21 protein-coding genes are annotated in these 20,696 nt (G+C 50.2%); 13 read left to right on the top strand and 8 right to left on the bottom strand.

What is annotated here, in order from left to right; genetic code table 11:
- Window positions 1–65 precede the first annotated feature (65 nt).
- From AB4876_RS17560 to AB4876_RS17540, 5 genes are all read right to left on the bottom strand, one after another.
- Window positions 66–824, bottom strand: a complete 759-nt coding sequence (locus tag AB4876_RS17560) for a pyridoxine 5'-phosphate synthase (protein ID WP_368383036.1) — start codon at window positions 822–824, stop codon at window positions 66–68.
- 28 nt (window positions 825–852) lie between these two features.
- Window positions 853–1,449 (bottom strand): peptidylprolyl isomerase, encoded by a 597-nt coding sequence (locus tag AB4876_RS17555; RefSeq protein ID WP_368383035.1) that lies wholly within the window; start codon window positions 1,447–1,449, stop codon window positions 853–855.
- A 1-nt stretch (window position 1,450) separates the two neighbouring features.
- On the bottom strand, window positions 1,451–2,122 hold the full coding sequence (locus AB4876_RS17550; protein WP_368383034.1) for a TIGR04211 family SH3 domain-containing protein: 672 nt from the start codon (window positions 2,120–2,122) through the stop codon (window positions 1,451–1,453).
- A gap of 84 nt (window positions 2,123–2,206) precedes the next feature.
- A complete protein-coding gene (locus AB4876_RS17545; protein WP_368383033.1) occupies window positions 2,207–2,506 on the bottom strand; it encodes a YciI family protein in 300 nt (99 codons plus the stop codon).
- 8 nt (window positions 2,507–2,514) lie between these two features.
- Complete coding sequence (locus AB4876_RS17540; protein ID WP_368383032.1) at window positions 2,515–3,216, bottom strand: VC0807 family protein; 702 nt, start codon at window positions 3,214–3,216, stop codon at window positions 2,515–2,517.
- 154 nt (window positions 3,217–3,370) lie between these two features.
- On the opposite strand from AB4876_RS17540, the gene AB4876_RS17535 reads away from it, so the two are divergent.
- The 5 genes from AB4876_RS17535 to rluB all read left to right on the top strand — a co-directional run bounded on the left by AB4876_RS17535 (window position 3,371) and on the right by rluB (window position 7,403).
- Window positions 3,371–4,207 carry a PHP domain-containing protein gene (locus AB4876_RS17535; protein WP_368383031.1) on the top strand — a complete coding sequence of 279 codons (837 nt, stop codon included), beginning with the start codon at window positions 3,371–3,373 and terminating at the stop codon, window positions 4,205–4,207.
- 21 nt (window positions 4,208–4,228) lie between these two features.
- Complete coding sequence (locus tag AB4876_RS17530; protein WP_368383030.1) at window positions 4,229–4,858, top strand: L-threonylcarbamoyladenylate synthase; 630 nt, start codon at window positions 4,229–4,231, stop codon at window positions 4,856–4,858.
- A gap of 171 nt (window positions 4,859–5,029) precedes the next feature.
- Entirely contained in the window at window positions 5,030–5,866 is an 837-nt protein-coding gene (locus AB4876_RS17525; protein WP_368383061.1) for a segregation and condensation protein A, read from the top strand.
- Complete coding sequence (scpB, locus tag AB4876_RS17520) at window positions 5,866–6,615, top strand: SMC-Scp complex subunit ScpB (protein WP_368383029.1); 750 nt, start codon at window positions 5,866–5,868, stop codon at window positions 6,613–6,615. Before AB4876_RS17525 ends, scpB begins: the two co-directional genes overlap by 1 nt.
- Entirely contained in the window at window positions 6,615–7,403 is a 789-nt protein-coding gene (gene rluB / locus AB4876_RS17515) for a 23S rRNA pseudouridine(2605) synthase RluB (RefSeq protein WP_368383028.1), read from the top strand. Before scpB ends, rluB begins: the two co-directional genes overlap by 1 nt.
- Before the next feature lie 69 nt (window positions 7,404–7,472).
- Here rluB and rmf read toward each other — a convergent pair whose 3' ends face one another.
- A complete protein-coding gene (gene rmf / locus AB4876_RS17510; protein ID WP_301027341.1) occupies window positions 7,473–7,676 on the bottom strand; it encodes a ribosome modulation factor in 204 nt (67 codons plus the stop codon).
- 247 nt (window positions 7,677–7,923) lie between these two features.
- Between rmf and rlmKL the strand changes: the two genes are divergently transcribed.
- On the top strand, window positions 7,924–10,095 hold the full coding sequence (gene rlmKL, locus AB4876_RS17505; protein ID WP_368383027.1) for a bifunctional 23S rRNA (guanine(2069)-N(7))-methyltransferase RlmK/23S rRNA (guanine(2445)-N(2))-methyltransferase RlmL: 2,172 nt from the start codon (window positions 7,924–7,926) through the stop codon (window positions 10,093–10,095).
- An 84-nt stretch (window positions 10,096–10,179) separates the two neighbouring features.
- Here the strand turns inward: rlmKL and AB4876_RS17500 are convergent, their stop codons facing one another.
- Together AB4876_RS17500 and AB4876_RS17495 are read right to left on the bottom strand one after the other, a co-directional pair.
- Window positions 10,180–10,386, bottom strand: a complete 207-nt coding sequence (locus AB4876_RS17500) for a cold-shock protein (RefSeq protein ID WP_301027343.1) — start codon at window positions 10,384–10,386, stop codon at window positions 10,180–10,182.
- Window positions 10,387–10,585: 199 nt separating this feature from the next.
- Complete coding sequence (locus tag AB4876_RS17495) at window positions 10,586–12,736, bottom strand: YgiQ family radical SAM protein (RefSeq protein ID WP_368383026.1); 2,151 nt, start codon at window positions 12,734–12,736, stop codon at window positions 10,586–10,588.
- Between the two features lie 174 nt (window positions 12,737–12,910).
- Between AB4876_RS17495 and AB4876_RS17490 the strand changes: the two genes are divergently transcribed.
- From AB4876_RS17490 to AB4876_RS17460, 7 genes are all read left to right on the top strand, one after another.
- A complete protein-coding gene (locus AB4876_RS17490; protein ID WP_368383025.1) occupies window positions 12,911–13,381 on the top strand; it encodes an NfeD family protein in 471 nt (156 codons plus the stop codon).
- 46 nt (window positions 13,382–13,427) lie between these two features.
- A complete protein-coding gene (locus tag AB4876_RS17485; protein ID WP_368383024.1) occupies window positions 13,428–14,276 on the top strand; it encodes an SPFH domain-containing protein in 849 nt (282 codons plus the stop codon).
- A gap of 20 nt (window positions 14,277–14,296) precedes the next feature.
- A complete protein-coding gene (gene purU, locus AB4876_RS17480) occupies window positions 14,297–15,151 on the top strand; it encodes a formyltetrahydrofolate deformylase (protein WP_368383023.1) in 855 nt (284 codons plus the stop codon).
- 85 nt (window positions 15,152–15,236) lie between these two features.
- The gene (phoB, locus tag AB4876_RS17475) at window positions 15,237–15,944 is read left to right on the top strand and encodes a phosphate regulon transcriptional regulator PhoB (RefSeq protein ID WP_368383022.1); all 708 of its coding nucleotides are present in this window, start codon (window positions 15,237–15,239) and stop codon (window positions 15,942–15,944) included.
- A gap of 6 nt (window positions 15,945–15,950) precedes the next feature.
- Window positions 15,951–17,249 (top strand): phosphate regulon sensor histidine kinase PhoR, encoded by a 1,299-nt coding sequence (phoR, locus tag AB4876_RS17470; protein ID WP_368383021.1) that lies wholly within the window; start codon window positions 15,951–15,953, stop codon window positions 17,247–17,249.
- A 101-nt stretch (window positions 17,250–17,350) separates the two neighbouring features.
- Window positions 17,351–18,319 carry a PstS family phosphate ABC transporter substrate-binding protein gene (locus AB4876_RS17465; protein WP_368383020.1) on the top strand — a complete coding sequence of 323 codons (969 nt, stop codon included), beginning with the start codon at window positions 17,351–17,353 and terminating at the stop codon, window positions 18,317–18,319.
- Window positions 18,320–18,453: 134 nt separating this feature from the next.
- Window positions 18,454–20,685: an ABC transporter permease subunit gene (locus tag AB4876_RS17460; RefSeq protein WP_368383019.1), complete on the top strand. Its 2,232-nt coding sequence runs from the start codon at window positions 18,454–18,456 to the stop codon at window positions 20,683–20,685.
- Window positions 20,686–20,696 lie beyond the last annotated feature (11 nt).

The raw sequence follows: 20,696 nt of genomic DNA, 5'->3' as shown, positions 1-20,696 counted from the left end.
TTTACATCGCTGCGCAGGGAGTTTTTCCGCTGTGCAGCGATAATTTTGCCGATCCTGTCCATGTTTTATTGAAGGCAGCGTAAGTATGCTTTGATGCAGGCGTCCAAACCCATTTCAATTGCGTCTACTGTAAATGCGTGACCGATAGATACTTCTAGTAATTGATTTACGCTGTTTTTAAATAATAATAAATTGTGCAGATTCAGATCGTGACCCGCATTTAAACCTAAGCCGACTTCACCTGCGGTATTGCTGGCATCAATAAAGCGCTGCAGTACGGCATTTTGTTGCTTGGCGCCGAAAGCCTCGGCATACGGGCCGGTATAGAGCTCAATCCGGTCGGCGCCGATGGCTTTCGCCAAACGAATTTGCTCTGGCTCTGGATCCATAAATAAACTAACTCGCACGCCTAGATTCTTTAGCTCTGCGATAATCGGTGCTAGTCGATCGCCATCGCGTTGCAAATTAAAGCCATGATCGGATGTGAGCTGGGCGTCGCCATCGGGCACTAAAGTGCATTGCGCGGGACGGATTTGACGGATTATTTCCATAAAACCGGGGTAGTCGCTAACCCCTCGACGGGGAGATTTCATGGCCGGGGCGAAAGGGTTGCCCTCAATGTTAAATTCAACACTTAGCATTTCGGCAAGGTCAAAGCAGTCGCTCACCCGAATGTGACGCTGGTCTGGTCGCGGGTGCACGGTGATACCGTGGGCGCCGGCTGCGATGCAGCGTGCGGCGTGCATCGTGACACTGGGGTATTCGGTGTCTCGCGAGTTGCGAATAAGTGCAATTTTGTTCAGATTGATGCTTAGGGCTGTCAAAAAGGACCCCTTGCGCAGCTGCGCATGGTTATGGTTGCTTCACGCTCGCATTAAGAATCAAGATAGGTTCAACTGGCACATCGTCAAAATGTGCTACCCGCCGTGTTGGGCTAATGGCAATGTCGCGAACCACATTTTGTCCGTCGATCACTTTGCCAAACACCGCGTAACCTGCTCTGCCCATTCGCGCGTCGAGGCTGAGATTGAAGCCCATATTGAAATAAAACTGCGAGCGGGCACTATCTGGATCATCGGTTCTCGCCATCGCGATTGTCATGCGCTCATTGCGGAGTTTGCTGATTTTGGACTCATTGACTATCGGTTCACCATTTTCCTTTTCGACAAGGTCTGGGGTGAAGCCACCGCCTTGCACCGCAAAACGTTGGATCACGCGATGAAAAATGGTGCCCTTGTAAAAACCGCTGCGCACGTAGCCCAAAAAGTTTTCAACGGTGATGGGGGCTTTGTCTGCATACAGTTCAACGGTGATATTGCCCTTGCTGGTTTCAATAACCACAATGGGATTACTTGTGATTTGCGCGGCGTCAGCTTGGGTTTGGCCGACACTGTACGAGGCCTGCAGAAACAAGCCTATGGCAATAATCAGTGCTGAAATATAGCGCATATTAACCCCAGTCAGAGCGTCGTTTTGGCATCATCTTAGGAATGATGAGCGTGATCATAACGCCGATTAAAACTGCAAAAGCGCCGTTTAAAAAGAATTCATTTTCTTTGTTTTCACGAAGTCTGGCGTTGTCGGTTTTAAGTACGTCAACTTCGCTGCTAAGCATTTGGTTGGATTCGAGCAGGCGACGATTGTCTTCATCGAGTTTGATAGCGTTAGCAGAGATGCGCTTAATTTCGCCTAGCTCTTCGGTTAATGCACTGTTTTCTTGTTCAAGCTCGCTGACAATAGTGTTGGTCTGAGTGCTGTCTAAAGTTGTGGTTTTAAGTTGCTCGCGGAGCTCTTTATTGGAGTTTGATAATTCGGTGACCTGCTGTTTTGCTGCGTTGAGCAATGAGCGTGCAGAGGGATTTTCGACCAAATAATGGCTGGGCAGCCAGCCTTCGACGCCGCGATCGGTTTTTACCCGTGAATAACCGCTGTCTTCGTTGGTTTCGAGTAAATCCAGTTTTTCGCCGCTGGGCAGGCCGCGGTGAATGATGCGGTGCTTAGTGCTGTCGCCAACTCGCAAAGGCACATAAATTTTGTCGCTAATATAGCGGGTTTCTGCGAGTGCCATGCTGCTGAGGCTGAATAGCAGAGTTGATACGCCGAAAATAATTGATTTTTTCACTGGATTTTCCACGTTAATAAGCTGCAATAAACAATTAAAAATTAAGGATAAAGCACTTGAAGGCTTACTTCAATTTTTGCCTTGTTAAGGCAGTACTTTCTTGTAGGGCTTAACCGTGACCCTGGCGTAAACCCCTGCGCTAATATAAGGGTCACTATCTGCCCACTGCTGTGCGTCGGCTAGGCTGGAGAACTCGGCCACTATCAAACTGCCGGTGAAACCCGCTTCGCCGGGATCTTCGCTGTCTATTGCTGGGTGGGGGCCTGCGAGTACTAAGCGGCCTTGGCTTTTTAGTTCTTGTAGGCGCGCGATATGGGCTGCGCGGGTCTCTAAGCGCTTGGCGAGGCTATTTTCGACATCTTCGCTAATTACGGCGTATAACATGGTGTTTCCTAATTGACTCTGAAAATATCTTCAAAAGTGAGAGCGGTAAGTTTCTCGATACGCTTCACTAAATAAAACATGGCGCCGAGCATGACTACGGTGCAGGGCAGGGCGATGACGGGAAAGCTTAGGCCTGTCATTTTGCCGAGCTCGGCGCTGTATTCGGCGCTGCCCGGTGGGCTGACAAGTAAGATCTTGGCCAGGGCGTAATTGAGGCTGGCCGACAGAAAGAAGGAGAAAGCGATCATATAAGTGGCGTTGCGCAGGGTAGCTTGAAACTGGTCTTCGCTATTGTGTTCGTTAAGTGCGCTATTGACTTTTTCAGTGTCAATAATTTCATCGTTAAAGATAAAGGTTTTTATCAGTGGATAGGGCGTATACAGTGATACAAGGGTGGCGATGCCGATAATTGCTGGAATGCTTGCCTCTTTGATAGCGATGTAGGCGGCATCTAATTCCAGAAGGCTAATGCCGCCAGTTAGCAGTACGCTGACGAAACCCAAAATGGCAAAAATATTGGCGCGGCGGGTTTTGACAAAATCGTAAATACCAAAGGCCAGTGGGAAGGCGAGGGCAATCACGATACTATAGCGGGGGCCGAGATAAACTTCGCTGCTGAGTTTGGTCAATATCAGGGTCGGTATAATGATATTGAACAAAAGATTAACAACAACACTGTGCCGTTGATTTTTACTTGCCTGCTCCGGCATATTGCTTCCTATTTGACGTAGTCGTCTGGTGTTACAGCTTGCTATAACTGCCTAGTGCTAAAGGGGTGCCGTTGGCATAGTGTGACGCGGCAGTGATAATCCACCCACTATACCTATTTTCAAATTTCATCACTAGCCTCCAAGGGGATTCGGTTTGATCGTTGATTTACATACCCATACCACGGCTTCAGATGGCGGTTTGTCGCCACAAGAGCTAGTTCAGCGCGCCCGCGAGCGCGGGGTGCAGTTATTAGCGATTACAGATCACGATACTGTTGCTGGTTTTGCCGAGTTGCAGGCTGATGCTGGCGATGACATTCAGATACTGGCAGGTATTGAGTTGTCTTGTACGTGGTCTGGTGTAAATGTTCATGTGCTGGGCTTGGGTGTGGATATAAATCAGCCAGCTTTAGTTAGCGAGTTAGAGGCTCAGCGCAGTGCCCGCGATGCCCGCGCGCTAATTATTGCCGAGCGCTTGGATAAACTGGGATTTGTCGGCAGTTATGCGGCGGCCTCTGAGTTGGCTGCGGGGCGAGCAATTGGTCGGCCTGACTTTGCTCGTTTTCTAGTGTCTGCGGGCCATGTAGACTCCATGGCGACCGCCTTTGATAAATATCTTGGCGCCGGCAAGGCGGGCGACATTAAGGCCATGTGGCCAGCATTAAGCGAGGTGGTGTGCTGGATTCGCGCGGCGGGCGGTGTTGCAGTAATCGCGCACCCGCTCCATTACAAAATGACCAACGCCAAGTTGCGCCGTATGCTGACGGAATTTAAGGAGGCCGGCGGCGAAGGGCTGGAGGTTTGCAATGGCCGGCCGTCGCCGCAGGATTTGGGTTATTTGCGGCAGTTGTGCCAACAGTTTGAACTAGAGGCCTCGGCGGGGAGCGATTTTCATAACCCCAGTAGCTGGTCTGAGTTGGGTTGCGACGCAAAGATCGTGGCGCCCTGTAAGCCAGTCTGGGAGCGTTGGATTACACCTGTAGTGCAGTGATAACAATTTAGGGAGGCTTCAGTGAGTCAATTTTTTCAGATACACCCAGAAAATCCGCAGGCTCGTCTCATAAAGCAAGCGGCGGATATTATTCGTGGCGGCGGCGTTGTGGCCTATCCGACGGATTCGGCCTATGCCTTGGGTTGTCATTTGGGCGACAAAAATGCACTTGAGCGGGTGCGGGCGATTCGTCGTCTTGACGACAAACACAATTTTACATTGATGTGCAGTGATCTCTCTGAGTTAGGTACTTACGCCAAGGTTGATAACACCGCCTTTCGGCTATTAAAGGGGCTTATTCCTGGGCCTTACACCTTTATTTTGAGGGCAACGCCAGAGGTGCCTAAGCGCTTATTGCAACCCAAACGCAAAAGCGTGGGGTTGCGGGTGCCCGCCAATCAAATTTGTTTGGATTTGCTGGCAGAACTCGGCGAGCCGCTAATGAGCGTTAGCCTGATTCTGCCCGGCGAAGATCTGCCAATGACCGATCCATACGATATTCGCGATACGATCGGTAATTTGGTCGACTTGGTGATTGATGGCGGTTATTGCGGTATGGAGGCGACATCGGTCGTCGATTTAATAGACGAAGTTCCGGTAATAATACGCAGAGGCCTCGGAGACGTAAGTCAATTTGAGGATTCGCTGTGACCGGCGGCGAGATCCACGTATAATCCAGCCCTTGGTGGATGATATCGTGAGATCTCAGTAATAGTGCAAGACGAGCAGACAGAACAGCAGCCGGATAGTGTGGCTCAAGTTGGGCAAGCAGATGGCCTAACAATAGAAGCCCGCGCCGGTCGTTTAGAGCCCGTTGTTGAACTGCCCGCAGCGCCAATCGATATTGTCAGCTTAAAAGCTATTCGGCAGCAGCCCCAGCAGGGGGAGATGCCCTTTGCCGTGGTTCAGGGCAAAGCCCTCACTGAAATTCCTAAAGATTTATATATCCCGCCGGAGGCGCTTGAGGTTTTTCTCGAGGCCTTCGAAGGTCCGCTTGATCTGTTGCTCTATCTCATAAAACGTCAGAATTTGGATATTCTTGAGATTAACGTCGCGCAAATTACTGAACAGTATATGCAGTACGTTAATATGATGAGCGCCATGCAGTTTGAATTGGCGTCGGAATACTTGCTGATGGCCGCGATGCTGGCCGAGATTAAGTCACGCATGTTATTGCCGCGCTCAGCCGAAGCCCTCGACGATGAAGAGGATCCCCGCGCCCAGTTAATTCGCCGTCTGCAAGAGTATGAACGCTTTAAACAAGCCGCCGAAAATATCGATCAGTTGCCGCGGGTTGGTCGCGATAACTACGTGGCGCAAATTGAGCCACCTGAGGCGGAAAAGCGCCGTGCCGACCCCGACGTCGACCTTAAAGAATTGATGATGGTGTTGGGCGATGTACTGCGGCGCGCCGACTTATTTGAAAGCCATCAAGTACAGCGTGAAAAATTGTCTACCCGCGAACGCATGTCCGAGGTGCTCGCCGCGTTGCGCTCTGACAGTTTTGTACCGTTTGTTAGCTTATTCAAAGTTGAAGAAGGGCGTTTGGGGGTGGTGGTAACGTTTCTGGCTATTATGGAGCTGATCAAGGAGTCACTGGTTGAAATTGTGCAGTCAGAGGCTTTTGGCCCCATTCACGTTAAAGCGAAAGTGATCTAATGCTTGAACAACAGCAGTTAAAAAGAATTCTCGAAGCGGCGTTGATGGCGGTCGGACGGCCGCTTTCGGTGCAGCAGCTCAGCGAATTATTCGATCCTGAAGAGCGTCCAGGCAATGCCGCCATTCAGGAGGCTTTGCAGGCGATTACTGCAGATTGTGAGGGGCGTGGTTTTGAGCTAAAGGTGGTGGCGAGCGGCTATCGCATGCAGGTTTGCGAAGACCTTGCACCTTGGGTGGGCCGTTTGTGGGAGGAGCGGCCGCAGCGCTATTCCCGAGCAATGCTCGAGACTTTGGCGCTAATTGCTTATCGCCAGCCCATTACCCGCGGTGATATTGAAGATATACGCGGTGTTGCCGTGAGTTCGCAAATTATTAAAACGATGCTCGAGCGCGAGTGGGTACGAGTGGTGGGCCACAAAGATGTGCCTGGCCGGCCGGCCATGTATGCCACCACCCGCAAGTTTTTAGATTATTTTAATTTACGCAATTTAGATGAGTTGCCTAGCCTCGCCGATATTGCTGATCTGGACACCCTAAACGGTGAATTAGATTTAGATACCGGCGAATTCGCGCCCGTCGCAAGTAGCGATAACACTGATTTGGCTGACGTTGAAACTGAAACTGAAACTGATACCGAGACCGACGACTCTGCGGATGACAGGTCTGGTGATTTGCTCGCCGATGTCGATCTTGACGACGTAGCACATGATAGTCCTGCCCATGATTTTCCACCTGAGACCCATTCTTAATGATACCCACTGATGAAAAACTACAAAAAGTACTGGCTAGAGCTGGTTTAGGTTCACGCCGGGAAATGGAAAAAGTCATTAGCGAGGGCAGAGTCACTGTGGACGGTCGAGTGGCTGGTCTGGGTGATCGCGTGGGTGCCGGCGTCAAAATTCAATTTGACGGCAAACCGCTGCGTATTGACACTGCGGCAATAAAACCTCGCATCCTGCTGTATAACAAGCCTGAAGGCGAGATTTGCAGCCGCAAAGATCCAGAGGGGCGGCGCTCGGTGTTTGATCGCCTGCCGCGCCTGCAGGGCGAGCGCTGGATATCGGTTGGTCGACTCGATTTTAACACCACCGGCTTGTTGCTCTTTACCACCGACGGCGACCTGGCCAATAAATTGATGCACCCGTCGACTACCATCGAGCGCGAGTATTTGTGCCGAGTGATGGGCAGTGCTACGCCGGTGATGATGCAACAATTGCGCGATGGCGTGCAGTTGGAAGATGGTCTGGCGCGTTTTGCCGATATCGTCGATGGCGGTGGCGAGGGCTTTAACCACTGGTATTACGTGGTCATTATGGAAGGTCGCAACCGCGAAGTACGACGTCTTTGGGAATCGCAAGGTTTGCAAGTTAACCGCCTGAAGCGGGTGCGCTATGGGTCAGTATTTATTCCGTCTAAAGTAAAGGTTGGCCAGTGGACGGAATTGAATGATTTAGATATTGCCGATGTCTATAAAATGGCTGAGCTGCCGGTTCCCGCTATGGCCCCAGAGGGTGGCCGTGGCCGGAAGTCTCGCTAATAACGTAGGCTATAAAGAAAAAGGCCCGGATGGGCCTTTTAGTAGTAAATGAATTGGGTGTAGTTGGTTTTAGTGAAACGCTTGTTTTTCCAGCGCGGTCGCGGTGTCGATACCGTCCCAGTGGTCGGTGCGTCCTTCCCGCCAGCCTGTTAGCCATTCCTGTTTGAGTTGATCTTGATTATGAGGGCAGTTGTCTTTTTGTCTTCCGGCGATGCCGGCTTGGTATCCACGTTGGTAAGCTCTTTCGGTCATGTCGCGTTTCTGTCTTCTCATTGGGCATACGCCTCCAGCATTGTAGTCAACATGTCGCTCTGGGTTAGGATAGATGCGACTAACCCAGTTTTCTGGCACCATCGCGGGAATTGCCGCGACAGGATCTTCATGTAACCAAACTTTCATAGTGCTCGTCGAAGACCTATTGCTTATATGCATATGCTCTTTTAGATGGATGTTGTATAAGACGGTACTGTATTGTTTATAAACGATTTTTTTATTGTTACTAGTTCTCTTCAGAGGTTTTATGAGTCAAAAGCGTTCATTTATAGCGACCTGCCCTAAAGGTTTGGAGCAATTGCTCGCCTCAGAAATCTCGAGTTTGGGCGGCGAACCGGTTCGTGAAACCGTTGGCGCGATGATTTTCAACGCCGATCTAGTCACGGTGTATCGCCTGTGTATGTGGTCACGATTGGCGAATCGTATTTTATTAATACTCACCGAATTTCGCGGCGAAAGTGCTGAAGACCTCTATCAAGGTTTAGGGGAGGTTGATTGGCAAGAGCATATGTTAGCCAATAATAGCCTCAGCGTGGATTTTAACGGTCAGACTGATGAGATTCGCAATAGCCATTTTGGCGCATTAAAAAGCAAAGATGCGGTAGTTGATTATTTTCTGGCGCGCGGGGCAGAGCGGCCGAGCGTCGATAAAAATGCTCCCGATATTCGCATAAATATTCGTTTGAATCGCGGGCAGATCACAGCCTGTATTGACTTGTCGGGCGAGAGCTTGCATCGCCGCGGCTACCGCAGCAGCGGCGCGATGGCACCTTTGAAAGAAAATCTAGCAGCGGCTTTGCTGCTGCGTGCTGATTGGCCTGGTATGGCTAGCCGCGGCGGCGCTTTAATCGATCCTATGTGCGGTTCCGGCACCCTGTTGATTGAAGGCGCGATGATGGCCATGAATATAGCGCCGGGCTTGCTGCGCCAGCGTTGGGGATTTTCTACTTGGCTGGGCCACGATCAGGCTGTGTGGGAAGGGATTGTGGACCAAGCCGAGGCCCAGCGCAGCTTGGCCCTTAGTCGTGAATGGCCGGAAATTCGCGGTTACGATGCCAATGGTAAAATCGTTGCCCAGGCTCAAGAGAATATTGAGAACGCCGGTCTAGAACGTTTTATTAAGGTAAGCCGTCGCGAGCTGGCTCAGCTTGCTAAGCCCTCGCACCGGCAGATGGATGAAGGCTTGCTTATTACCAATCCACCCTATGGTGAGCGCCTGGGTGAACAGGCCGAATTGCTGCATTTGTATCGGCATTTGGGGCAGTCGATGTTAAGCCATTTTAGTGGGTGGCAGGGCGCAGTATTTACCGGTAATGCCGATTTGGGCAAGCGTATGGGTATTCGCAGCCACAAACAGTACCAACTGCAGAACGGCACAATCCCGGCGAAGTTATTACTGTTTAATATCGGCCCCGAAGCCGCGGTTCATGAGCGCCGTCAGGAGGCGCAAAGTGAGGCGCCCACGGAGACCTTGCAGCTCACCGCCGGTGGCCAAATGTTTGCCAATCGCCTGCGTAAAAACATAAAACGCCTAGCAAAGTGGCGTAAGAAAAATGACATTGAGTGCTATCGCGTGTACGACGCGGATATGCCTGAATATGCGGTGGCAGTAGATTGCTATGGCAGCGCAGTGCATATTGCTGAATATATGGCGCCGATCTCGGTGCCAGAAGAAGATGCCGAGCGCCGCTTGCGCGAAGTTATAGAAGCGGTGAGCCAGGTGTTTTCGGTGTCTGCCAATAATATTGCGATTAAAGAACGCCGCCGTCAACGCGGTAAGGATCAATACCAGCGTCAAGCGCCGCGCAATACCGTGATGGAGCTCAAGGAAGGGCAGGCGAAGGTGTTGGTTAATCTTTACGATTATCTGGATACCGGCTTGTTTTTAGATCATCGCCCCGTGCGTTTGGATATTGCCGCGCGGGCCAAAAATAAGCGGTTTTTGAATTTGTTTTGTTATACCGGTGTCGCTTCTGTGCAGGCGGGTATTGGCGGCGCGAAGGTGACGACCTCGGTTGATATGTCGCACACTTATTTGCAGTGGGCGCGGCGTAATTTGTCGCTCAATGGCTTGAGCGAGTCTCGCCACCGCACCGAGCACGGCGACTGCCGGCGCTGGTTGAAAGACTGCAAGGATCAATACGATTTAATACTGCTCGACCCGCCGACGTTTTCAAACTCTAAGCGGATGGATGACGTGCTGGATATACAGCGTGATCACAGTGAGTTAATCAACGATGCCATGGCGTGTTTGGCGCCGGAGGGTGTGCTGATTTTTTCTACTAATAAGCGCGATTTTATTTTGGATGAAGAATTAACTAGCCAGTATAAAATGGAAGATCGAACGCGCTGGTCATTAGACGAAGACTTTTCCCGTGGCGGTAAACCAATTCATTATTGCTGGTACATAAGTCGCTGAGGCAGATAAATTGGCGCTACAAAAAAGCCCGCGGTGATTTTTCACTGCGGGCTTTTTATTAAGAGCGTGCTTTAGGAGCAGGTCTTAGAGTACGGTGACGTTCGCCGCCTGCGGACCTTTCTGGCCGGTTTGCACATCAAACTCAACAGCTTGGCCTTCGGTGAGGGTTTTAAAACCACTGCCGCCGATTGCGCTGAAATGAACAAAAACGTCTGGGCCAGAATCTTGCTCAATAAAACCAAAGCCTTTAGTTTCGTTAAACCATTTTACTTTTCCGGTACTTCTAGACATGACATGTGCCTCGTTTTGTTAATTGCCTGTTTGGTGCTAGAGCTGAGATAGGCAGGGACTTATGAAACAGAACGAGGTACTAAAAACGACTTCGTGGTGCTTATACATAAAACCAAGCTGCATCCGTAGCCAGCGTGATTATTATATACATAGAAAAAAGTCGCTTTGGAAGGCCTTTAGCCCGCGGAAAATGAATTTTTTATTTCGTTCTCCGTGGTGGCAGTCCAGTATGCTGGGTCAGTATGCGTCGACCTTTACCTTGTTTAGGTGTCCAGTTTACTGGTTGGCGTGGCGGCACTAGGTGTTTTTTGCCGTAGCCAATCAGGTCTTTGCGGCCCATTGATAATAAAGATTCGCGAATCGATGGCCAGCCTTCGGGGTCGTGATAGCGCAGAAAAGCCTTGTGCAAACGGCGCTGTTTTAGGCCCTTGGCGCTGACCACATCTTCACTAGTGCGTGACACTTTCTTGAGCGGGTTTTTGCCGGAGTAATACATCGCGGTGGCGTTGGCCATGGGCGAAGGGTAGAAGGCCTGCACTTGGTCGGCACGGAAGCTATTGCTCTTTAACCACATTGCTAAATTCATCATATCTTTATCGCTGGTGCCGGGGTGAGCGGCGATAAAGTAAGGAATCAAATACTGCTCTTTACCAGCGAGCTTTGAATACTTATCGAACATCGCTTTGAATTTGTCATAGCTGCCCATGCCCGGTTTCATCATCTTCGACAGAGGGCCGTCTTCAGAGTGTTCGGGGGCAATTTTTAAGTAGCCACCTACGTGGTGAGTTACTAGCTCTTTCACATATTCTGGCGTTTCAATGGCTAAGTCGTAGCGCAGTCCCGACGCGATCAATACCTTTTTAACGCCTTTTAACTCTCGCACATCACGGTATAAATCAATCAATGGCGTCTGATCGGTGTTAAGACTTTTGCAAATGCTGGGGTACACGCAGGATAGGCGACGGCAGCGACTTTCAATTTCTGTGCTCTTGCAATTCAGCCGCCACATATTGGCAGTTGGGCCGCCTAAATCAGATATAACTCCCGTGAACTCTGGGGTTTTGTCGCGGATTTTTTCAACTTCTTTAACAATCGATTCATGGGAGCGGCTTTGAATAATACGCCCCTCATGCTCGGTGATTGAGCAAAAACTACAGCCGCCAAAGCAGCCGCGCATGATGTTTACCGAAAAGCGAATCATCTCGTAGGCTGGGATTTTTGCGGTGCCGTAAATAGGATGCGGCTTGCGCTGGTAGGGCAGTTCAAAAACCCAGTCTAGCTCTTCTGTGCTGAGCGGAATTGGCGGCGGATTAAGCCACACTTCTTGGTCGCCGTGACGCTGAATAAGGGCTCGAGCATTGCCGGGATTGGTTTCTAAGTGCAATACGCGCGCAGCGTGAGCGTAATTGACGGGGTCTACTTTAACGACTTCGTAGGCTGGCAGGCGAATAACGGTTTTGGCGGCGTCGGTGCCGGCTTTACGCGCTTGCAGCGGGTCGACGATTCTGACGGTTTGCACGGCGTCAATCGGCGCGCTGGCTTCAGGGGCTTCTTCGTTTTTCTTGCAGCTCTCGGTGGCGCTGGTGTCAATATAAGGGCTGGTAATGGGGTCAACTTTGCCTAATTGATCAACGCTGGCCGAGTCAATAACGGTCCAGCCGTCGGGTACTTCGCGCGTGACATAGGCGGTGCCGCGCAGGTCGCGGATGCTGTCGATGCTGTCGCCGCGGCCCAAGCGGTGCGCAACGTCAATGATAGCGCGTTCGGCATTGCCATAGAGCAAAATGTCGGCTCGAGAGTCGAGTAATACGGAGCGGCGGACCTTGTCGCTCCAGTAGTCGTAATGGGCGATGCGGCGCAAACTGGCTTCAATTGAGCCTATTACAATAGGGCAGTCTTTATAGGCTTCGCGGCAGCGCTGAGAATATACTATCACTGCGCGGTCTGGGCGTTTGCCGCCTTCGTTGTCTGGCGAGTAGGCGTCGTCGTGGCGCAGGCGGCGGTCAGCAGTGTAGCGGTTTATCATGGAATCCATGTTGCCGGAGGCCACGCCGAAGAATAGGTTCGGTTTACCTAAGGCCTTAAACGGCTCGGCAGATTGCCAGTCGGGTTGTGCAATAATGCCTACCCGAAAGCCCTGTGCTTCTAATACTCGGCCGATAACCGCCATGCCAAAGCTGGGGTGATCGACATAGGCGTCGCCGGTCACAATGATGATGTCACAGCTATCCCAGCCTAGCGCATCCATCTCTTGCCGCGAGGTGGGCAGGTAGGAGGCGGTGCCGAAACATTCGGCCCAGTAGGGGCGGTGGCTGAAGATGAGTTTTGGTGTTTGCATAGCTGAAGACATGGCGGTAACGCAGTATTCCGAATAAAGGGGCATTATACTTGATATTGGTCTTACTTGCTGGCCGATGACGCAGCCATGCAAAATATAAATAGCCTTACTAAGTGCTTGAATATTTAGAGAAATCAGGGGTAAATAAGTGCCTGTCACACAAGCGATTAAGAAAAGGGCCCGGAAATGGAGTGGTTGAATTCAAATATAGCGTACTGGCATTGGATGGTTTTTGGCCTACTGCTGGTAGCCAGTGAGATGTTTGTCCCTGTTTTTGTGATGATTTGGTTTGGTGCCAGTGCCATTGCCGTCGGATTAGTGCTTGCGGTAGTTGAAATGAGTTTAGTCGTTCAGCTGTTGTTTTGGTTGACGTTATCCGTGGCGGATTTACTGCTGTGGTTTAAGTTTATTCATCCTAAAATGAAAAACCGCACGCTTTCTGGTATGTCGCGGGAGCAGGTGATTGGGCAAGAGGGCATGGTAATTCGTATTGGGCCGGAGGTGGAGCACGGTACTATGCGTTTTTCGATACCGGTGTTGGGCAGTGACGAGTGGCAGTTTATTTGCCGGGAGCCAATTTCGGTAGGCGATCGCGTGTGTGTGGAAGATATTTCAGGCAATACACTGATTGTGCGCGGTCCGCACGGTGGCGCCTAAGTAGGCATATGGCAAGTATTTAAATTCAAAGATAAGGAAGTGTGCGATGGATGGCTTGGCAGTAGTAATTGCATTGGCAATATTGGTGGTTATCACCCTGTTAAAAGGGGTGAAAACTGTCCCGCAGGGTTATAAACATATCGTTCAGCGCCTAGGTAAGTATCACGTTACTTTAAATCCTGGTTTAAATTTTATTATTCCGTATATCGATTCGGTGGCTTATAAGTTGACCACCAAAGACATTGTGCTGGATATTCCCTCGCAAGAAGTCATTACCGAAGATAATGCGGTGATTATTGCCAATGCGGTCGCCTATATTAATATTGTGGCACCAGAAAAAGCGGTTTACGGCGTTGAAAACTACACTTTTGCAATTCAAAACCTAGTCCAAACTGCGCTGCGTTCTATTGTTGGCGAGATGGCGCTGGACTCGGCGCTGTCGTCGCGGGACCAAATTAAAGCCAAACTAAAAGCCGCTATATCTGAGGATATTGCCGATTGGGGGATTACCCTGAAAACAGTAGAAATTCAGGACATAAACCCCTCGCCAACGATGCAGGCGGCCATGGAAGAGCAAGCGGCGGCAGAGCGCCAGCGGCGCGCTGCGGTGACTAAAGCTGAGGGTGAAAAACAGGCGGCCATTTTGGAAGCTGATGGCCGTTTAGAGGCCTCGCGTCGTGATGCGCAAGCCCAAGTAGTGCTTGCCAAAGCCAGTGGCGCCGCTATTTCGCTAGTGTCTGAGGCGGTGGGCAATGAAGAATTGCCTGTGCTTTATTTGCTTGGCGAGAAATACACCGAAGCGCTGCTGCGTTTGGCCTCTTCAGACAATGCTAAAACGGTGGTTTTACCTGCAGATTTGCCGCAGGCTTTGCGCGGTATATTAAATAAAGTCTAATGAAGGATTGAGCGTTTTACATGGATCATACTTATCGTTTAGTGATTAGCTGCCCAGATCGCGTGGGGATAGTAGCCCGCGTTAGTCAGTTTGTTGCAGAGCAGGGAGGTTGGCTCACCGAGGCAAATTATCACGCCGATGCCGAGAGCAATTGGTTTTTTATGCGTAATGAAATTCGCGCCGAATCACTGAAAGTGAGTGCGCAGGCCTGCCGTGCGGCATTTGCACCGATTGCCGAGGAGTATGGTATGCACTGGGCGCTGGTGGACTCTGCGGTTAAGCGTAAGGTGGTTATTTTGGCCAGTCACGCCTCCCACTGTATTGCCGATATATTGCATCGCTGGCACAGTGGTGAATTGGACTGCGATATTCCCTGTGTTATATCCAATCACGAAAACCTGCGTAGCATGGTGGAATGGCACGGTATCCCCTTTGAATACGTTGCTATTGATCCGCAAAACAAAGCACCCGCCCACGCTAAAATTATGGCCTTGGCCCAAGAATACCAAGCAGACTGCGTGGTATTAGCGCGCTATATGCAAATTATTCAGCCCGAATTTTGCCAGGCTTACGCAGGGCGAATGATCAACATCCATCACAGTTTCTTGCCGTCATTTATCGGTGCAAACCCTTATCAGAAAGCCTTCGATCGCGGTGTTAAATTAATCGGCGCCACCAGTCACTATGTCACCGAACGTCTCGATGAGGGGCCAATCATCGAGCAAGATGTAATTCGGGTTTCCCATCGGCACAGCAAAGACGATTTGGTTCGTCTTGGTAAAGATGTCGAAAAATCGGTGCTTGCTCGGGCACTGCGCAATCATCTCGAAGATCGTGTTTTGGTTCACGGAAATAAGACGGTAGTGTTTGATTAAGCTGGGAAAATTGGAAGTGTCATAAAATTGTCACTAAAAATCGTTTTAATGCAGCTTACAAATATCGCAAAAAAAGGTTAAAGGGATGACTGCAAGCACCATATTGATCGTCGACGACGAAGCTGCGATCCGTGAAATGATACGGGTAGGACTGGAGTTGGCCGGCTATGAGTGTCTGGAAGCGAGCAATGCGCAGGACGCACATGGCCTTATAGTGGATCGGCGACCTGATTTGGTGCTGCTAGATTGGATGATGCCGGTTACCAGTGGCTTGGAATTACTGCGTCGCCTGCGTAGAGATGAGCTGACCCGCGACCTTTTAGTTATTATGCTGACCGCCAAAGACGATGAAGACAATCGCGTGCAGGGCTTGGATGTGGGGGCCGACGACTACATTACCAAACCGTTTTCATCGCGGGAGTTAATGGCGCGAATTAAAGCTATAATGCGGCGCTCGACAAGTCGTGAGCAGGAGGAGAGCATCGAGGTCGCAGGCCTGAAATTAGACCCTAGCAGTCACCGGGTGTTTGTTGACGCCACGCCATTAGAGATGGGGCCTACCGAGTTTAAATTACTAAAGTTCTTTATGACCCACCAAGAGCGGGCGTATAGTCGCGGCCAGCTTTTAGATCAAGTTTGGGGAACCAATGTCTATGTCGAAGAACGCACAGTTGATGTGCATATTCGGCGGCTTCGCAAGGCGCTGCAGACCGAACTTCGCGACTGCGGCCTCTTAATTCAAACAGTTCGGGGAACGGGCTACCGTTTTTCCACCACGGGTGTTTGCGCATAGCGCGAAATGATGCGGTATTACAGCTGGAAGACAGAATTATTACGGCTTAGTGTGCCATTGCTTGCAATGGCCGGGGCCTGCGTTGTTTTTGACTTGGGGGTATTGCCCCTGCTGGTGCTCGCAATATTGATCTGTGGCCGTGTATTGCAGCAATTGCAGCGTCTGTCGGATTGGTTGTACAGCGGCACCGGCGAAGAGCCGCCGGAGGCAATAGGGATGTGGGGCCAAGTTTTTGATGTGATATACCAAATGCAGCGAGACTCTAGTCAAGACAGTGATCGCCTGCAGGCAATGATTGATTATTTACACTCTTCATTTGCGTCAATGTCCGACGCGGTGGTGATGCTCGACCCCCAGGGCAATATCGAGTGGTGCAACTCTTCCGCCCACGATTTACTTGGGCTAAGGCAAGAGGGAGATGCCGGCCGGCAGCTGGTTAATCTGCTGCGCAGTCCCGCCTTTTTACGGTACTTTGAGGCAGAGCGCTATCAGGCGCCACTGGAGATGAATTCCCCCGTAAATGGCATGATCAACCTCAGTATTAGTGTCAGTTTTTTTGGCAAGCGCAATCGTCTATTGTTTGCTCGTGATGTGACTCGAACCCACCGTTTAGAGCAAATGCGTAAAGATTTTGTTGCCAATGTCTCCCATGAGTTACGCACGCCACTCACTGTGATTAACGGTTATCTAGAGACTTTTTCTGAGCACGGTGGCGAAAATCCGCGCTGGGATAGGGCGGTAAATCAAATGCTGCAACAGTCGCGGCGGATGAATTTATTAATCCAAGACCTTATGTTGCTGTCGCGCTTAGAGTCGGTGCCAAAATTGGCTGATGAAAGTGTTATTCGCTTGCGGCCATTAATGGAAATGATTCGCGAAGAGAGTGAGACCGCAGCGAGTGGCTCGCGGAATATTGTGATTGAATGTGACGATAATATTGCAATAAATGGCAATGCCAATGAATTGCGCAGCGCTTTTTCTAATTTGGCGGTCAATGCTGCGCGCTATACCAGTGAAAATGACAAGATAATTTTGCGCTGGTATCAAGATGACTACCATGCCTATTTTGAAGTTGAAGACACCGGAATAGGCATTGAACCCCAGTATATCCCTCGTTTAACAGAGCGGTTTTACCGCGTAGATCAAAGCCGCTCCCTTGATACGGGCGGCACTGGGCTGGGTCTGGCCATTGTTAAGCATGTTCTTATTCGCCATCGAGCCGAATTGCGTATCCGTAGTGTGCCTAATACCGGCAGTGTTTTTAGCTGTGTCTTTCCCAAATCTGCAGCAGTAAAAGTGGCTTAAGCTGGCGGTAAAGGATATTTGGGGCTGTTGTCACAAAGTTGTCATAATTCGTCTATAAAGTGGCATCGTTGTAACAGCTTAATGGCTTTGGGAGTATCGAATTGAAGATCAAATATTTAGTAGCAAGTACGGTTGTGGCTTTGTCGTCAATGGGCGCGGTTGCCGATACGAGCGTAGATAGCAAACTGCCAGACTACACCAAGGCATCTGGCGTATCGGGTAATTTATCTAGCGTTGGCTCCGATACACTCGCTAACCTGATGACTTTGTGGGGCGAGGATTTTAAGCGTATCTACCCGAATATCAATATCCAGATTCAGGCTGCTGGATCGTCTACTGCGCCACCAGCATTGACCGAAGGCACATCTAATATCGGTCCAATGAGCCGTAAGATGAAAGACAAAGAGCTTGAGTCTTTTGAGTCTAAATATGGCTATAAGCCAACTGCAATCCCGGTAGCGATTGATGCTTTGGCGGTTTTTGTGCACAAAGACAACCCAATTTCAGGTATGACAATGGCACAGGTTGATGCGGTGTTTTCTAGCACCCATAAGTGTGGTCACGCTGCAAATGTAGATACATGGGGTGGTTTGGGCATGAGTAATGCTTGGGCGGCACGGGATATTCAAATGTTTGGCCGCAACTCGGTTTCCGGAACTTACGGTTACTTTAAAGAAGAAGCCCTGTGTAAAGGCGATTTCAAAAATGGCGTTAATGAACAGCCTGGTTCAGCGTCGGTAGTGCAGTCGGTTTCTACCTCTATTAACGGTATCGGCTACTCTGGTATTGGTTATAAAACGTCAAGCGTGCGCGCAGTGCCATTGGCAAAAGACGAGAAAAGTGCCTTTGTTGAGGCCAATGCCGAAAATGCGACTAAAGGTAGCTACCCGCTGTCGCGCTTCCTCTACGTTTACGTAAACAAAGCACCAAATAAGCCGCTGGCACCATTGGAACGCGAGTTTGTGAAGCTGATTCTGTCAAAGCAAGGCCAGGAAGTCGTAGTTAAAGATGGCTACATTCCACTGCCGGCCAGCGTTGTTGACAAAATAAGCAGTAAATTAGAGCTGTAAATCAGTCTAGGTGTAATGCTTGTAAGAATGCCGCAGAGCTGATTTGCGGCATTTTTTTTGCGGTAATGCCGAGTGTCATAATACTGTAACAAAACTGTCATACTGTGTGTGCTGGTTTTTAGAGAGCGAGTAAAATGAGTCAGTCTGAGGTACGAGCTACCGCTTCCGCCTACCGCAAATGGCGGCAAGTTAAAGATGGTCTTGCAACAGCCACCATCACTACCGGTGGAATTGGGGTCCTGTTTGCCATTCTGCTGATATTTTTCTACCTGCTGTATGAAATTATGCCGCTGTTTGAGTCGGCTTCCCTTAAAGAAACCAATCAGTATGCGGCAACCAGCGAGACTTCCAGCCTCTACTTAGCGATGGAGGAGCAAGCCGAAGTAGGTTTTCGTCTTGACCGTTCTGGGCGGGCTGATTTTTTCCAAGTGAGCGACGGCAAATTACTATTGAGTGAAGAGCTGCCCTTAAACAATGCGGCAATTAGCAGCTTTTCACTCGACTCCGAAGTTAGTCGCATTTTTGCGCTTGGCCTAAATGATGGCCGAGTACTGATCGCTAAGCACGATTACCGCACCAGCTATCCCGGTGATAAGCGTCTTATTACTCCAATTTTGCGTTACCCCTATGAGAAAGAGACTTTACTGCTGAGTGAAGAGGGGGCAATAGATCAAATAGCCATTAGCGACAGCGATGATGAATTGCTTTTGGTGGCAATAAGCAATGGCAAATTAATCGGTCGCCGCTGGGTTAAAGAAGAAGATTTTCTCAGTGAAGAAGTCACCCTGATTGAAGAACCGGTGGACTTGCCCGTTTTGGATATTGCTGCTGACCGTGTGTTGATCGGTCCTGGGCAGCAATGGCTGTATGTACTAAGTAATGACGGTGGTTACCGTCTTATCGATTTGCGTCGGGTTAACGTAGCAGACCGCGGCTATTTATTTGACAGCGGCAAGCTTAGCGAGGCGCGATTCCTGCTGGGCGGCATCTCCTTGCTGACTGCCAGCGATCACGGTGAAGTGGGGCAGTGGTTTGTGGTTCGCGACGCCTCGCGCGAGTCTGGTTATCGCTTGCAGCCAGTTCGGCAATTTGCGGTGCCCAATGGTGGCAGCGCCGCATTAGTTACGGAACACCGCCGCAAGGGCTTTCTGAATGTAACGAAAGACGGACGTTTGGATGTGTTTTACACCACCTCGCACCGCCGCTTATTGAAACGCGATCTTGATGTTGGCACTGTTGCGTCGATGGCGATTTCGCCGCGTGCAGATACTGTATTACTAGAAAATCAACAAGGCATGCTGCACAGCTACGAGCTTCACAACGAGCACCCTGAGCTGTCGTGGTCGGCGCTGTGGAGTAAAGTTTGGTATGAAAGTTATCCCGAGCCAGATTATGTGTGGCAGTCGTCGGCATCAACTAATGATTTCGAAGCGAAGTACAGTTTTGCACCGCTGGCTTTTGGTACTTTAAAAGCAGCATTTTACGCGATGGTAATTGCGGCTCCGCTGGCTATCTGCGGCGCTATTTACACGGCGTATTTTATGGCGCCCGCGCTGCGTAGAAAGGTTAAGCCACTCATTGAATTAATGGAGGCTTTGCCTACGGTCATACTTGGCTTTCTGGCCGGTTTGTGGCTAGCCCCTTTTATTGAAAAAAATATGCCTGCGGTTTTTTCTCTGTTTTTAATTATGCCGGTGGGTATTCTGCTGTTCGCGTGGTGCTGGGCTCAGCTCCCAATTAGCGTGCGGCGTTATGTGCCAGAAGGCTGGCATCCAGTATTGCTCGTGCCAGTGGTGCTTGGGATTGTGGTTGCCTGTGTGACGCTTGGTGCGCCAATGGAGCGAGCCTTTTTTGGTGGCGATATGCGCGCGTGGCTCACCAATGATTTAGGCGTGTCCTTCGATCAGCGCAACGCACTGGTGGTCGGCATTGCGATGGGTTTTGCTGTCATCCCAACAATATTTTCGATTGCTGAAGATGCGATATTTTCGGTGCCGAAACACCTCAGTTATGGCTCTTTGGCACTGGGCGCAACGCCTTGGCAGAGTTTGATCGGAGTAGTGATGCCAACTGCCAGCCCTGGTATTTTTTCGGCGCTGATGATCGGTATGGGACGGGCTGTGGGTGAAACCATGATCGTGCTTATGGCGACGGGCAATACCCCCATTATGGATGCCAATATATTTGAAGGTATGCGCACCTTGGCGGCCAATATTGCGGTTGAAATTGGTGAAACAGAGGTGGCGAGCTCGCATTACAGGATTCTGTTCCTGGCGGCTTTCGTGTTGTTTATGTTCACTTTCTTTGTTAACACGATTGCCGAAACAGTGCGTCAGCGTTTGCGTATGCGCTACGGTAACCTTTGATATTGCCATCG

The organism is Zhongshania guokunii, assembly GCF_040892635.1.
GTDB lineage: Bacteria > Pseudomonadota > Gammaproteobacteria > Pseudomonadales > Spongiibacteraceae > Spongiibacter > Spongiibacter guokunii.
Note: the sequence above shows the minus strand (reverse complement) of the source record. Positions and strands in the feature narration are given on the sequence as shown.